The 13,619-nt window shown below is 32.0% G+C and carries 15 protein-coding genes and 3 tRNA genes; 8 read left to right on the forward strand and 10 right to left on the reverse strand.

The genetic code is table 11. From position 1 onward, the window contains the following. Window positions 1–93: 93 nt before the first annotated feature. Complete coding sequence (locus SYO3AOP1_RS00185) at window positions 94–1,608, reverse strand: leucyl aminopeptidase (protein WP_012458779.1); 1,515 nt, start codon at window positions 1,606–1,608, stop codon at window positions 94–96. A gap of 213 nt (window positions 1,609–1,821) precedes the next feature. Here SYO3AOP1_RS00185 and SYO3AOP1_RS09460 point away from each other — a divergent pair, with 213 nt between their 5' ends. From SYO3AOP1_RS09460 to SYO3AOP1_RS00205, 5 genes are all read left to right on the forward strand, one after another. Further along, entirely contained in the window at window positions 1,822–1,944 is a 123-nt protein-coding gene (locus SYO3AOP1_RS09460; RefSeq protein WP_281340754.1) for a hypothetical protein, read from the forward strand. A 73-nt stretch (window positions 1,945–2,017) separates the two neighbouring features. Further along, window positions 2,018–2,485, forward strand: a complete 468-nt coding sequence (locus SYO3AOP1_RS00190; RefSeq protein ID WP_012458780.1) for a redoxin domain-containing protein — start codon at window positions 2,018–2,020, stop codon at window positions 2,483–2,485. A 15-nt stretch (window positions 2,486–2,500) separates the two neighbouring features. Beyond that, window positions 2,501–2,725, forward strand: coding sequence for a twin-arginine translocase TatA/TatE family subunit (locus tag SYO3AOP1_RS00195; protein WP_012458781.1), 225 nt, complete (start codon window positions 2,501–2,503; stop codon window positions 2,723–2,725). A 6-nt stretch (window positions 2,726–2,731) separates the two neighbouring features. After that, window positions 2,732–4,252, forward strand: coding sequence for a L,D-transpeptidase family protein (locus SYO3AOP1_RS00200; protein WP_012458782.1), 1,521 nt, complete (start codon window positions 2,732–2,734; stop codon window positions 4,250–4,252). After that, window positions 4,245–4,784, forward strand: a complete 540-nt coding sequence (locus tag SYO3AOP1_RS00205; RefSeq protein WP_012458783.1) for a YcbK family protein — start codon at window positions 4,245–4,247, stop codon at window positions 4,782–4,784. The genes SYO3AOP1_RS00200 and SYO3AOP1_RS00205 overlap by 8 nt, the downstream gene beginning before the upstream one ends. Here the strand turns inward: SYO3AOP1_RS00205 and SYO3AOP1_RS00210 are convergent, their stop codons facing one another. From SYO3AOP1_RS00210 to SYO3AOP1_RS00245, 8 genes are all read right to left on the reverse strand, one after another. Next, on the reverse strand, window positions 4,785–5,168 hold the full coding sequence (locus tag SYO3AOP1_RS00210; RefSeq protein ID WP_012458784.1) for a hypothetical protein: 384 nt from the start codon (window positions 5,166–5,168) through the stop codon (window positions 4,785–4,787). 167 nt (window positions 5,169–5,335) lie between these two features. Continuing rightward, window positions 5,336–5,408, reverse strand: a tRNA-Val gene (locus SYO3AOP1_RS00215). A 24-nt stretch (window positions 5,409–5,432) separates the two neighbouring features. Then, window positions 5,433–5,507: transfer RNA gene (locus SYO3AOP1_RS00220), tRNA-Glu, on the reverse strand. An 11-nt stretch (window positions 5,508–5,518) separates the two neighbouring features. Continuing rightward, window positions 5,519–5,591 (reverse strand) — tRNA-Lys (locus tag SYO3AOP1_RS00225). A 40-nt stretch (window positions 5,592–5,631) separates the two neighbouring features. Further along, window positions 5,632–6,759, reverse strand: a complete 1,128-nt coding sequence (locus SYO3AOP1_RS00230; RefSeq protein WP_012458785.1) for a DDE-type integrase/transposase/recombinase — start codon at window positions 6,757–6,759, stop codon at window positions 5,632–5,634. Between the two features lie 411 nt (window positions 6,760–7,170). Next, entirely contained in the window at window positions 7,171–8,241 is a 1,071-nt protein-coding gene (locus SYO3AOP1_RS00235; protein ID WP_012458786.1) for an outer membrane beta-barrel protein, read from the reverse strand. Window positions 8,242–8,272: 31 nt separating this feature from the next. Next, window positions 8,273–9,562: an ammonium transporter gene (locus tag SYO3AOP1_RS00240; protein WP_012458787.1), complete on the reverse strand. Its 1,290-nt coding sequence runs from the start codon at window positions 9,560–9,562 to the stop codon at window positions 8,273–8,275. A 24-nt stretch (window positions 9,563–9,586) separates the two neighbouring features. After that, the gene (locus tag SYO3AOP1_RS00245; protein WP_012458788.1) at window positions 9,587–9,925 is read right to left on the reverse strand and encodes a P-II family nitrogen regulator; all 339 of its coding nucleotides are present in this window, start codon (window positions 9,923–9,925) and stop codon (window positions 9,587–9,589) included. Between the two features lie 270 nt (window positions 9,926–10,195). Here SYO3AOP1_RS00245 and SYO3AOP1_RS09465 point away from each other — a divergent pair, with 270 nt between their 5' ends. The 3 genes from SYO3AOP1_RS09465 to SYO3AOP1_RS00255 are packed head-to-tail and all read left to right on the forward strand — an operon-like array spanning window position 10,196 to window position 12,230. Next, window positions 10,196–10,375 (forward strand): hypothetical protein, encoded by a 180-nt coding sequence (locus tag SYO3AOP1_RS09465; protein WP_049751878.1) that lies wholly within the window; start codon window positions 10,196–10,198, stop codon window positions 10,373–10,375. Continuing rightward, entirely contained in the window at window positions 10,368–11,639 is a 1,272-nt protein-coding gene (locus SYO3AOP1_RS00250) for a hypothetical protein (protein WP_049751879.1), read from the forward strand. Before SYO3AOP1_RS09465 ends, SYO3AOP1_RS00250 begins: the two co-directional genes overlap by 8 nt. 9 nt (window positions 11,640–11,648) lie before the next feature. After that, a complete protein-coding gene (locus SYO3AOP1_RS00255; protein ID WP_012458790.1) occupies window positions 11,649–12,230 on the forward strand; it encodes a bifunctional precorrin-2 dehydrogenase/sirohydrochlorin ferrochelatase in 582 nt (193 codons plus the stop codon). Window positions 12,231–12,258: 28 nt separating this feature from the next. On the opposite strand, the gene SYO3AOP1_RS00260 is transcribed toward SYO3AOP1_RS00255, so the two are convergent. Continuing rightward, on the reverse strand, window positions 12,259–13,605 hold the full coding sequence (locus SYO3AOP1_RS00260) for a hypothetical protein (protein WP_012458791.1): 1,347 nt from the start codon (window positions 13,603–13,605) through the stop codon (window positions 12,259–12,261). Between the last annotated feature and the right edge of the window lie 14 nt (window positions 13,606–13,619).

A 13,619-nucleotide genomic window follows, 5' to 3' on the forward strand; every position in this document is an offset into this window, starting at 1 on the left:
ATCTCCTTTTTCCTCATTTTTAAAAGAGGAGATCCTTCGGACTAAAGTCCTCAGGATAAGGCAGGGTTAACCCTGCCTTGTTGATTTATACGATTACTTACCGATTTTATCAAAGAACTTTGATCTTTTAAGTAAATACCAAGTTATTGTTCTAACAGGTATTCCTGTTGCGCCTTTTGGGTGATAATACCAACCACTCGTATGATGAGAAGGTCCGGCAATATCTATATGAACCCATGGAATTTTTGGGTCAACGAATTTCTCTAAGAATAATCCAGCTGTGATAGCACCACCGTATCTTGTCGTTCCAACGTTATAAACATCAGCATGAGGAGCTTTTATCTGCTCTCTTAGTTTATCGTTAAATGGAAGTTGCCACATCCATTCTCCTGTTTCTTCAGAAGTTTTTAATATCTCATTTATAAATTTTTGATTATTTCCCATTACTCCGGCTGTAAACTCTCCAAGAGCAACAACGCAAGCACCGGTCAATGTTGCCATATCTATAATTGCATCTGGTTTTAACTCAGAAGCGTAGGATAAAGCATCAGCAAGGGTCAATCTTCCTTCTGCATCTGTGTTGCCAACTTCTATTGTTACACCATTTTTAGCTTTTAATATATCATCCGGTCTGTAAGCTTTTCCACTTGGCATATTTTCTGCCGCTGCCACAATTCCATGAACAGTAATATCAGGCTTTAATTCTCCAATTGCTTTAAAAATTCCAAAAACAGCACAAGCACCTGATTTATCTGACTTCATCCATCTCATAAAATCGCCAGTTTTTATATTTAAACCACCGCTGTCAAACATTAATCCTTTTCCAACTATAGCAACTTCGCCTTGTGAATTTTTAGGTCTGTATGTTAAATGTATAAATCTTGGTGGATTATCGCTACCTTTTGCAACTGCCAAGTAAGCACCCATTCCCATTTTTTCAATCTCTTCTTCATCGTAGATTTTGATTTCAAAACCATACTCTTTTGCAAGCTTTTCTGCAATTTCTGCAAATTGGATTGTGTTGATTACGTTAGCCGGCTCATTTACAAGGTCTCTTGTAAAGTTTTGTGCTTCTGCAAGAATTTCCCCAATTCTAACAAATTCATTCAATCTGTCTTTATCTTGATTTTTTGGAATATTTACCTGAACTTCTTTTACTTTATGCTCATCTTTTTTAGAGAAATATTTATCAAACGAGTAATCTCCAAGTATTAACCCTTCTGTGATGGCTTGAACTACTTCATCATAATTTTCAAACTGTTGTAAGTTTGTATCAATGATAATATCAGATAGCTTAAGCTCTTTTGCTTTTCTTATTATGTAGCTTGCAACTCTTCTTAAAATATCATTTTCAAATTTTTTCTCCTTACCAAGCCCGACAATAGCCACATAGTTAGCCTTAATCTTTCCAAGAGTTGGAACTATTAAAAACTTACCTTCTTCAGCTTTATATTTTTGTAGTTTGATTAAATCAGAAACTCCACCATTTAAAGCTTTATCTATCTTTTCTAACTCTCCTTCAAGCTTTTTATTATCTTCAAACATTAAGAAAAATACTGCATCTGTCTTAACGTTATCCAACTTTTTTGTTGTTAAATTTATCTCCATCTATCTACTCCTTTGATTTTAGATTTCTTAAATATAATTATAATATACCTTGGAGTAATAAATTCAAAAAAGTATTAGATTCTTCACCGCCTACAGAATAACCAGAAAGAATATTCTTTCTCCGATGTTTGATCTCAGGATTTTTAATTCTAAGGTCATTAGTCAGGACGACTTCTTCTTTAAATTTTGGTAATCGCTTAAAATAATCCACCTATGCTATTAGCATCATCAGAAGAAAAAGCAGAGGAAATTTTAAGAGAAAAGGTATACTTAAAACATTTGATGGCTGTCCTTTCTGTCATTTTTGATTTTTTAGATTTTCCAAAACTATTATGACCTATACGGAAATTTGATTTTTTAATTTCATGTGTTATAATTTACTGTAAATATAAAATATAGGAGTTAAATTATGGCTAAAGCTATTCAAAATTTTGAATTATTAAATACAGAAGATAAGCTTGTATCTTTAAATGATTCACTTGGTCAAGGAAAACCAATTTTTATTTACATCTATCCAACGGATGAAAAATTTAAATGCAATAGATCTGAATGCCCATTTAAAGAAAACTTAGAAAAAATTCAAAAAGAAGGTGTGATTGTAATAGGAATTAGCCAAGACACGGTTGAAGAACATAGAGAGTTTAAACATAAATACAACATAAATTTTGAACTTTTATCTGACCCTACGTTGGGAACAGTAAAAGGATTAGGAGCTTATGAAAAAGTATTTGTAAATGGGATAGAAAAAGAAAAGGTCATAAGAAAAGGAATCCTTGTAGATGACAAAGGACATATTATAAAAGAATGGGAACCTCTTAAAATAGAAGAGGAAACCGAAGATGTTATAAAAGTAATTAGGTCATTAAAATCTCACTAACAGGAGGATGATATAATGGGTTCTATTGGAATGACAGAGCTTTTACTAATATTTGGAATTATAGTTTTACTATTTGGTGCAAAAAAGTTGCCTGAGATAGGAAGAGGATTAGGCGAAGGAATCAGAAGCTTTAAGTCGGCTATATCTGGCGAAGAGAAGAAAGAAGATGAAAAAGTTGTCACACCTAAGGAAATAGAAGCAGAAGTAATAAAAAAAGAAAAAGTTAAAGAAAATGCTTAATGAATTTTGCTCATAAAAAGATTACTATTAATTAAAACTTTACTACTGCTTATATTTAATACCAGCAAAGCCTATCCTGTCGAGCTGGTTGATTTAAAAACATACTTAAAGAATGATAAAAGTTTAAAAAGTTTATATCAATTTACTAATTTTTCACCGATTTGGATAAACGATAGTTTTGAAGAAAAAACTGAAAAACTTAGAAATCTAATAGAAGTGTTGGATAAAGAAGGTTTAAATCCATCAAACTACAACTTCTTCTTAAGCAGAAATCCTGTAAAAGATGAGATTGAACTATCAAAACTCACTTTAAAAATTTGCTTAGACCTTTATAATGGAACTATAAATCCTAAAGAAATTTTTAGAACTTGGAACTTACCAAAGAAAAAATTTAACAAATATAAAGAACTTGCCAATATTATCAAAGAAAATCAATTAGAAAACTTGCCTGAACTCTGTCAACCAAATTACGATGGTTATTTAGCATTAAAAAAATATTTATCAAAATACCATGAAATCATAGCATCAAATCCATATTTACCAAAGATAAATAAAAAATTAAAACCGAAAACAAAAGATAAAGAAGTCAAAAAATTAAGACAGCTTTTGTATATCTATGGTTTTTATAACGGAAACACAAATTCTGATGTATATGACGATGAACTTTTGGAATCGGTAAAGAGATTTCAAGAAAGTAGAAACTTAGAAGCAGACGGAATAATAGGCGTCAAAACATTAAGCGAATTAAACAGACCTCTTAATGAATTAATTGATATTATTAAAATCAACATGGAAAAATACAGATGGTTGCCTGAAAATTTAGCTGAAAATAGGATAGAAATTAATATTCCTTCATTTGAACTAAAATATTACGAAAATGATATAGAAGTATTAAGTACAGAGGTTATTGTTGGAAAAAATTATGAAGAAGATTTTAGACCAACACCTATATACTACGGTAAAATTGAGAAAATTACGTTAAATCCATACTGGTATGTACCTAAGAAAATTGCAGCAAAAGATATTCTTAAAAAGATAAAGTCTAATCCAAGATTTTTAGAAGATTTTGGTTTTAAAGTTTTTTATAACGGTCAAGAAGTTGATTATAAAAAGATAAATTGGCGTAAATATAATGAAAGTAATTTTAACTTTACTTTGATACAAAGTCCCGGTGATAAAAACTTTTTAGGAAGAATAAGAATAACATTTTCAAACCCATTTCAAGTTTATTTACATGATACTCCATTCAAAGAATTGTTCAAACAGAAAAGAAGAGCATTTAGTTCTGGTTGTATAAGAATCAATGATGCTTTGTCTTTAACTTCGTATATCTTAAACAAAGATAAAAATGAAATAGTAAATTTTATAAATAGTAATAAAACACTTGATTTAGTTCCTTCAAAAAATATTTATGTTTATATTTTTTATTTCACAGCATTAGTAAAAAATGATACAATATATTTTTATGAAGATTTGTATAATTTTGATAAAAAGATTTTAAATTTAATGTTGGATATTGATGAATAGAAGAGATTTTTTAAAATTCGGCTTAATTACAGGTTTTTGTGTACTGGTTCCAAAATCCTTTGGTAGTATTGTTAATAGTTACTTCCAAGCAAGAATTCTTTATTTTTATAATACACATACAGGAGAATTTTTAAAAGAGATATTTTACGAAAATGGAAGGTACAATGAAGAAGGTTTAAAGAATATTTTTTATATTTTAAGGGATTTTAGAACTAATGAAATTGCTGAAATTGATATAAAATTAATAGATACACTTTACATATTAACAAAAACTTTAGAAGTAAACAATAGACCCATAAATATCATTTCTGGGTATAGATCTCCAAAAACAAACAATCTTTTGAGAGAATTAAGTTCAGGGGTTGCAAAAAATAGCTTGCACATGCAAGGGAAAGCAATTGATATAAACATTTCTGGAGTTCCATTACATATTTTAAGAGATGCGGCAATATCCCTCAAAGCTGGTGGTGTAGGATATTACCTATCTTCTAATTTTGTGCATATAGACACTGGAAGAATAAGATATTGGTAATTATTCTCCTTCAGCCATCTCTTCAATAATTGGGTTACAAGCTTCTACAAATCCACACTTTGGACAAACATAACATTCTCTTGTATTTTTATTTTCATCCAAGATTTCATTCCATATTGTTATCCATCCACAATTAAAACATCTTTTTGTATCTACCAACAAGTCTCCGTTTGCATATTCAAAATCCTTACCATTGAAATAGATAAATCCATTTTCATCTCTTATAAATTCACCATTATAAGCTTGATCTGGAATTTGTAAATTATTTTCGATAGAGTATTCTATGGCTTCAAAAACTGTACTAAACTCTTTTAAAACATTTTCATTCAATGCATCTTTCACAAATACTTTTCCATTGTTTCCAACAATTACAACTTTTTTCATGATTTACCCTCCTTTTTAAATTAAAGTTACTCTTTTTCTGATTTAAATTTAAACCAAAAAAATTAATTAGCAAGCAATTTTTAGACTTTCGTAAAATTTTAGTACGGCTAATAAAAAGTGAGTAAGTGAGAGAGTGAAAGGTAGGCAATAGTAAAAAAGAAGAGAAGTGGTCGGTATAGGACTTGAACCTATGACCCCCTGCGTGTCGAGCAGGTGCTCTGCCAACTGAGCTAACCGACCATGTTATTATGAGTTTTAAAGAAATGACCCCAACGGGATTCGAACCCGTGTCGCCGGCGTGAAAGGCCGGTGTCCTAGGCCGGGCTAGACGATGGGGCCATATTTAGAAGTGAGTCGCCTGGGAATCGAACCCAGGACCACCGGTTTAAAAGACCGGTGCTCTACCGACTGAGCTAGCGACTCACAAAAGAGATATATATTATACATCATTTAAGACTTTTGTTCAAGTATCTGTATAGGTCATACCAGTTTGGGAAAATTCCGATTTTCTTGAATTTATAATATCACAAAAGTATGCAATAGGTGATTTTTTGTTTAAACTATGATGAGGTCTTTCTATGTTATACCATAGCATATACTCCATCATTTTTTTATTAAACTCATAAACATCTTTTAATTCATAATCTTCGTAGTACATGATAAATTCATCCTGTAATGTCCTATTCATTCTCTCTACATATGCTTGTCCTTTTGGATATCTTGGATAGTTAAAATAATGTTTTATATCTTTTTTCTTTAATGCCTTGCTAAACTCACCCAAGAATTCACTGCCATTATCTGTTTGTATACCTTTTATCTCAAATGGTATTGCTTTTATTAATTTCTCTAAAAAGTCCTTTGCGTTTTTACTGTTTAGCCTGTCATATGCAAAAGTAAAAGAGATTCTTGTTTTTACATCCTTGGCTACAAATATATAAACTTTTCTACCATTTACATATTCATGCTTTGTATCTATTTGTACCAATTCTCCTGGTTTTGTTGGTTTTTTGTCTTTATATCTATCTTTCTTTGTTTTCTTTTTATCTTCTTTCACTATTAGCTTTCCAGTTCTTCCGTTGATTGTGATTCTTTGCCTGGCGTACTCATGATTTAACTTCCTTTCCTCTTTAAGCATTTTTATTATATTTCCAATTGAACTTGCAGATATCGTAGGAATATTGTGCTGCTTGCAGAGTTTATCAAGTAAAACCTTTATTTTTTCTTTCCCAAGCTTAGGATGTTTCTTTCTTATTTCTAAAACTAATTGTTTATGTTTTTCTGTTATTTTTTGTAATTTTTCTAATTTCATTCCTTTTTTTGATATATAACGATTTTTAAGAGATACGAGATTGTTATTACTGCTTTTATACTCTTTAATCCATCTGTATATGGTAGATTTTGATACACCAAAAGCTTCAACTGCAACCTTCACTGAATGTTTTAAAGCAAACTCTACAACTTGCAATCTAAAGATTATTTCTGGATGTTTTTCCATAACATCATCTAATTCTTTTACTTGTTTTAAAAGCTTTCTTTCAAGTGTATTAATTCTCTGAAGAATGTAGGTAGATGCTCCTACTTTCTTTCTCATCTTTATCCCCCGATTTTCATAATTTTAAATTCTTATATTATATTTTCCCATATTTCTTTTAGCTTATACAACGATGACAGTCAAAGGTTGAATGATAAACATTAAAGGAAGGATAACCTTAGATGTCATTCTACAGCCGTGCGAAGAATCTCCTTCATTTTACTTCTCACTTATTCACTGTATGGGCAATTCATGAATTGCCTTTACTCACTTTCTCACCTTTTAAAGAGGAAACATTTTAGCCCTCGGCTTTAGGATAACCAACAAAGACAAGCCAAATTTACATATACATCATGCAACTTACATGAATTTTAAAACACTCTCTACAATTACTTAATATAAAATCTAAAAATCCCCCCAAGGCTTTAGACCTTGGAGGCAAGGTGTTGGAGGTTAACCTGAAAAAGCTTATTAGAACAAAAATCCAAACTCAGCAGCAGCAGATACTTTCGTATCTTTTGGATTTCCAGAACTATCTGCAAATATTTTGTTATCTGAGTTTACATAAGAAACTTCAGCTCTAACGTATGTGTTTTTTGTTGGTCTAAATGTTGGGGTTGCTGTAATAGTCCAGGCTTTAGATGCACCATTATAAATACCGCTTTCTTTTCCTTTAGAACCGCCATTCACATACTCAATTCTCACAGGTAAAGAGAAATTGCCAAATTTTGGAATAATATAACCAGCTACACCATAGCCTTTACTATCATATCCAGAATCTTTTGCTGTACTATCTAACCATTGATAGTCAAAGTTAATTCCTACGTCTAAATTATCATTAATAGATTTTGAAAGGACAATATCTACTAAGTTTTTATATGCTGTGTAATCATAATAAGATATTGCATAATTAATACCGTAAAGCATACCAAGAGAACCTACTGCATAAGCTCCGGATAATGATAAATCTCTCCCAGAAGGACTCTTAATCTTTGCAAAATCTCCATCAGAGTATATTTTATCTTTGCTTGCTTCTGCATAGAATTTAATATCTCCTACTGCATAAGTGATTCTTGCACCGGGATAAATAAACGGCTGTGCAAACCATACAGCTCCGTATGTGATGTTTGGATTTGTAAATGATGTTGCAAGTTCGTATCCAATATTTGTTGTAAGTAGTCCTGCATCAAATGTTAGACTGCTAATTGGTTTATAGCTTAATACTGCATAGATAGGTCCAAAGCTTTTGTTAATGATTGCTTTGTTATCAACCAATCCACCATCATAAACAGTTGGAAGTAATACTGTTCCAAATCCTACATTAAAGCCAATTCCTCCATCTTTTGCATCAGAGCTAAGCCCAAGAATAAAGTTAGACACTTTAAAGCTGTCATGATTGCTTGAACCAGTATTGTTTGATGCAAAATAACCTGTTGTCAATGCTCCATCAATTTTAATATCACTGTTTGCTACAGTGATCTGTCCAGCATTTGCAACCGCAACGCTGAAGATTGCTCCTGATAGTACTGCTAATTTTTTCATGACAAATGCCTCCTTTAAATTAAAATTTTTATTAGATTTCAAAGCCTCTTTCTCCATGAACCGATTCATCAAGCCCGATAGTTTCAGTTTCTTCGTCAACCCTTCCACCACCTGTTAAAACAGATGTGATGAAGTATAAAATAGCTGTCATGATAGCTGTATATACTATTGTAGCTAAAACTGCTTCAACTTGGACTATTACTTGTCCCGGATTGCCATACAATAGACCTTTTCCAGCAGAGTTTACGCTTGGATTTGCAAAAATACCCGTTGCAATCGCACCCCATATACCATTTAATCCATGCACTCCAAAAGCATCTAAGGAATCATCGTATTTTAACTTAGATTTTAACCAGTAAACACCAATAAAACCGATTACACCAGATACTAAACCTATCACTATGCTACCAATTAAATCTACAAAACCTGCTGCAGGTGTAATTGCTACAAGACCCGACACTACTCCAGAAGCTGCACCAAGTAAAGTTGGTTTTTTAGTTACCATCCACTCAACTAACATCCATGCAATTGCTCCAAGAGCTGCTGCAGTGTTTGTTACTAAAAGAGCCGAAGCTGCAATTCCATCCGCTCCAAGTTCACTACCTGCATTAAATCCAAACCATCCAAACCATAATAAAGCTGCACCGGCAACTGTTAGCACGATTGAAGATGGCAAGATAGCTTTTTTGCCATAATCATTTCTTTTACCCAGTAGTATTGCAAGGACAAGCCCAGCAACCCCTGCGTTTATATGAACAACAGTTCCACCGGCAAAATCTAAAGCTCCTAATTTTGATAAAAATCCTCCGCCCCATACCCAGTGAGCAATAGGAGAGTATACAAAAGTTGCCCATAAAATAGCAAATATTAACCAAGCTTGAAACTTCATTCTTTCAATAACAGCACCGCTTATTAATGCCACAGTAATTGCAGCAAACGTTAACTGAAATCCAACAAACAACAACGTTGGGATATTTCCAGTTGCCCAAATATCATTTACAGATATTCCGGAGAGAAATACATTCTCTAAGCCTCCAATTACTCCTCCAACATCAGTTCCAAAAGCCAGTGAGTATCCCCATAATATCCAAACCACAGAAACAACACAGTAAGCTAAAAAGCTCATTCCAATTGTATTTAAGATATTTTTAGACCTTGTCATGCCACCATAAAATAAAGCAAGGCCTGCCGGTGTCATTAACATAACCAATGCAGTTGCAACCAAAACCCAAGCAGTATTTCCTACGTCTAATTTCTTAGCCTCTTCCGCATAAGATAACAACGGAACCAAACTTGCCGTTAAAAACAACAGCTTTTTCATAACTATACCTCCTTTAAAATTTTTTTATAAAGCTTCTGTTCCTCTTTCACCAGTTCTAATTCTTACAGCATCTTCAATAGTGGAGATAAAAATTTTTCCATCCCCCACCCTCCCCGTTCTTGCAGCAGTAATTATTGCTTCTATTACTTTCTCAACGATTGCGTCATCTACGACCACTTCAATCTTAATCTTAGGCACGAAATCAATAACATACTCAGCACCACGATAAACTTCTGTATGACCTTTTTGTCTTCCAAAGCCTTTAACTTCTGTGATTGTAATACCAAAGTTTCCAAGCGTTGACAAAGCATCTTTCACTTCATCAAGCTTAAACGGCTTAATGATGGCTTCAACTTTTTTCATATCCATTTCCTCCTTTTAAATGTTGTTAATGTTATTTAAAGCAAATACTATGCCAATTTGAAAAAATATTTATAAATCAATTACTTGAAAATTTTCAAATATTTAAACTGAGAATTTTTGAACAAAAAACAGACAGAGTATAGTTATTGATTGCATATTTTTTATGCAAAAGAAAAATTAATTCTTGCTAAAATTAACAATTATCAGATACTTAACAAAATGGCATAAGTATTGCAAGTAAATATAAAAATACATTTTTAGGAGTTAATCATGTCAAATAATAAAGTGGAAGTATACAAAAAAGAAAAACATCCATTTGATGTTGACCTTATAAATAAATTGAAAGTGTATAGTAATCATGAGGAAATACCTTTAGATGATAGAGATATCGGATTAAAATGGTACGGAATTTTTTTACAGAAAAGCTACACCGGGTTATTTTATGGTTAGAATCAGAATTACCCATGGAAAACTTAGTTCAGATCAAGCTAGAGTAATTGCATATCTTTCAAAAGAATTTGGTAGAAATGAAGTAGATATTACATCAAGACAGCAAATACAACTTCGTTGGGTAGAGCTAAAAAATATTTTTACAATATTAGAATCTATTCAAAAAATAGGTTTAACTACTTTACAAACAGGAATGGACAATGTGCGTAATATTACAGGATATCCTCTTTCCGGACTTACCGAGGAAAGTATTATAGATACTATTCCTATTGCTAAAAAAATAGAAGATATATTTATTGGTAAAAAGGAGTTTGCTAACCTTCCAAGAAAGTTTAATCCTTCTTTACTTGGTGCAAAAGTTGACTCTATAAATTGTAAGTATAACGACCTTTGTTTTTACCTTGCAATCAAAGAAGGTGCCTATGGTTTTAATGTTTATGCCGGTGGCAAGATAGGTTCCGGGGGACCAGCCTTGGCATCAAATCTAAATATGTTTGTTCAGCCTCACGAAGTAGTTGATATAAGCAAAACCATTTTGCAGATTTATTCCGAATTAGGAAATAGAGAAGATAGGAATAAGAATCGTCTTTATTTTTTAATAAATGAGCTTGGTATAAATGGATTTAGGAATGAAATAGTAAAAAGGTTGAATAAGGACCTTCCAGAAGCCGGAGATGAATTAGTTGAAAGTTTTGAAGAGCAAACAGGAATAATAAGGCAGAAAAATGGTCTTTATGCTGTTAGCATCATAGTACCTGCTGGAATATTTTACGGTGATGATTTAGAGAGAGTTGCTTACTTAGCTGAAACTTATGGAAATGGAGAGATTAGATTCTCTGTATATCAAAACATATATATTGTAAACGTTCCGGAGGAAAAGCTTGATAAACTCCTATCTGATGAAATTTTCAAGAAATATAAAGTATCAGATTCTCATTACTTAAACAATCTTATGGCTTGTCAGGGAAGTAAAACATGTTCTTTTGGAGTTATAGAAAATAAGCCTGATACTATAAAACTTGCAACCTTTTTATCAAAGAATTTACCAATTAATAAGCCTTTAAAGATGCACTGGTCAGGATGTGTTAAAGGCTGTGGTCAACATGGGGCTGGAGATTTAGGGTTTGTAGGAACGAAAGTCAAAATAAATGGAGTTGTAAAATTGGCTGTGGATGTTTTCTTAAAAGAAGAAAAGATTGGAACCGTTCCTTTGGATGAACTGGAAGGTTTTGTTGAAAAACTAATCTTAGATAAGAGATTATAAAAAATAATCATGGATTACTTGCCAATAGTCCTAAATATAAAAGACAGAAAGTTTCTTGTGGTGTGGGGAGGTAATATTGCATTTGAAAAAATAAATAGACTTATCAAGTTTACACATAACATAACGATAGTCTCACCGGATATAAAAAATGAACTTTATGACTTAATTCAAAAATACAATCTTGAATACATAAAATCAGAATATGTTTATGGGATGCTTGATAATTTTGATATTGTTATTGTAACTGCCGATAACTTAGAATTACAAAAATCCATTTATCATGAAGCTAAATCTAAAGGCAAATTTTGTAATTCTGTTGATATGGCTGAATATTCTGATTTCATTTTTCCATCCATCATAAAAAAAGGGAATTTTTTATTGTCATTCTCAACATCCGGAGCATCACCTGCTTTAGCAAAATATTTAAGAAAATTTTTTGAGGGAATAATTCCAGATGAAATAGAGAAATTTCTTGAAGAGATGGAAACATTAAGAAATCAACTTCCAAAAGGCAAAGAAAGACAAGAATTGATGGATAAACTTGCAAAAGAGTTTGTAGAGAAATATTTTGAAATTGTTTTTAAAAAATGAGGAGGGCTATTCTTCCCTCCTATGGAGATTAATATTTATATGTAAGCTGTATCCAGTATTTTGTTAAATCGTTTTTAATAGATGCTGGCATACTATCTTTACCGTTATACCATGCACCTTTTGCAAGGAAGTTTAGTCTTTTTGTTAAATTTACAGTGTAGAGAACATCCATTTCATCGCCAAAGTTTTTACTTGGTAATGTAAGCAACTGACCTTTATCATAATCATATCCTTGATTTTTATCTGCATCAAATTTGTGATATGTTAAAGATAATGTTCCATAATCTTTATGTGTATATCCTATGGTAGCGTATGCGTCTTTTAATCCATATTTCATATCGGTTGCTACATATGTTAAAAATCTATCTGCCCAGCCTTCGTACGCATGAAGTGTTGCAAATGGGGTTGTAAATCCAGCATTTTCTCCTTTGTCAGCTCCTTGGAATCTTTCATAACCAAGTGTAGCAAAAAATCCATATCCTGAAAGCTTTCCTTCCACTCTATAGAAATCTGCATCTATTTTAGGTTTTGTGGCTAATCCATCTTTTGCGTATGGGTCTTTTTGAATTGCATACTCTCCAAGATATGAGAATTTAACATCTTTTGAAAGCTGGATATCTCCTGTTGCATTTATACCGTATGTATTTCCTCCGTTGAATTTATTGCTATCTTGTTGTATTCCAGCAGATAATAAGTATGCATAACCGGTTAGTTTTAACTGTGGAATAAATTTATATGAAATGTTAAAGATTATTGGCATTTTATCTAATTTCCAGTCTATATTACCACTATCAGTGACGGCAAGTCTTTCATATATACCAGCAAGTAAGATGTTTAGATTATTTATGGTGTTGTCTTGAATGCCTATAATTCCAAAGGTTTGTGGCATTTGTCTCCAGTCTACAGAACCTATAAATCTTTGATCATCAAGATTTAATCTTGTTCTTCCAAATATAAATGATGTTTTGTTAAATTTATACTTGATGTATGCTTCAGTTATTCTTGTAATATCTGGGTCGGCAACGGTAGCATAATTTTCACTTATATTAGCAATTTTTCCTTTTTGTGGGTAATAATCATCTATTAAAGCACCCACATAAGTTGCTTCTAAATATGCAGATAAATTTGGAACTTGGAAGATTTTGTCAATTTGAGCACCTATAGCTACTCTTGTTGTTAGTGCATTGGCATTCTTTTTGTTATTATGTTCGTCTACATACTCATATCTTGGTCTAAATAATAAAGTTGGCTTTACTTCTCCGATAAATGTCGGCGATTGGATTTCAAGAGCATTTGCCTTTTGGTCTGTTAAAAATGGCACTGAGACTGCTAAAATTGCAGTTGATAAGACTGTTTTTTTGAGTTTTGATTTCATGACTACTCCTCCAT

This window comes from Sulfurihydrogenibium sp. YO3AOP1, assembly GCF_000020325.1.
Taxonomy (GTDB): Bacteria; Aquificota; Aquificia; order Aquificales; family Hydrogenothermaceae; genus Sulfurihydrogenibium.

Bases quoted from the DNA above. Each gene is read 5' to 3' on its own strand.
- SYO3AOP1_RS00185 (WP_012458779.1), bottom strand. From the start codon at position 1,608: ATGGAGATAAATTTAACAACAAAAAAGTTGGATAACGTTAAGACAGAT.
- SYO3AOP1_RS09460 (WP_281340754.1), top strand. From the start codon at position 1,822: ATGCTATTAGCATCATCAGAAGAAAAAGCAGAGGAAATTTTAAGAGAA.
- SYO3AOP1_RS00190 (WP_012458780.1), top strand. From the start codon at position 2,018: ATGGCTAAAGCTATTCAAAATTTTGAATTATTAAATACAGAAGATAAG.
- SYO3AOP1_RS00195 (WP_012458781.1), top strand. From the start codon at position 2,501: ATGGGTTCTATTGGAATGACAGAGCTTTTACTAATATTTGGAATTATA.
- SYO3AOP1_RS00205 (WP_012458783.1), top strand. From the start codon at position 4,245: ATGAATAGAAGAGATTTTTTAAAATTCGGCTTAATTACAGGTTTTTGT.
- SYO3AOP1_RS00210 (WP_012458784.1), bottom strand. From the start codon at position 5,168: ATGAAAAAAGTTGTAATTGTTGGAAACAATGGAAAAGTATTTGTGAAA.
- SYO3AOP1_RS00230 (WP_012458785.1), bottom strand. From the start codon at position 6,759: ATGAGAAAGAAAGTAGGAGCATCTACCTACATTCTTCAGAGAATTAAT.
- SYO3AOP1_RS00235 (WP_012458786.1), bottom strand. From the start codon at position 8,241: ATGAAAAAATTAGCAGTACTATCAGGAGCAATCTTCAGCGTTGCGGTT.
- SYO3AOP1_RS00240 (WP_012458787.1), bottom strand. From the start codon at position 9,562: ATGAAAAAGCTGTTGTTTTTAACGGCAAGTTTGGTTCCGTTGTTATCT.
- SYO3AOP1_RS00245 (WP_012458788.1), bottom strand. From the start codon at position 9,925: ATGAAAAAAGTTGAAGCCATCATTAAGCCGTTTAAGCTTGATGAAGTG.
- SYO3AOP1_RS09465 (WP_049751878.1), top strand. From the start codon at position 10,196: ATGTCAAATAATAAAGTGGAAGTATACAAAAAAGAAAAACATCCATTT.
- SYO3AOP1_RS00250 (WP_049751879.1), top strand. From the start codon at position 10,368: ATGGTTAGAATCAGAATTACCCATGGAAAACTTAGTTCAGATCAAGCT.
- SYO3AOP1_RS00255 (WP_012458790.1), top strand. From the start codon at position 11,649: ATGGATTACTTGCCAATAGTCCTAAATATAAAAGACAGAAAGTTTCTT.
- SYO3AOP1_RS00260 (WP_012458791.1), bottom strand. From the start codon at position 13,605: ATGAAATCAAAACTCAAAAAAACAGTCTTATCAACTGCAATTTTAGCA.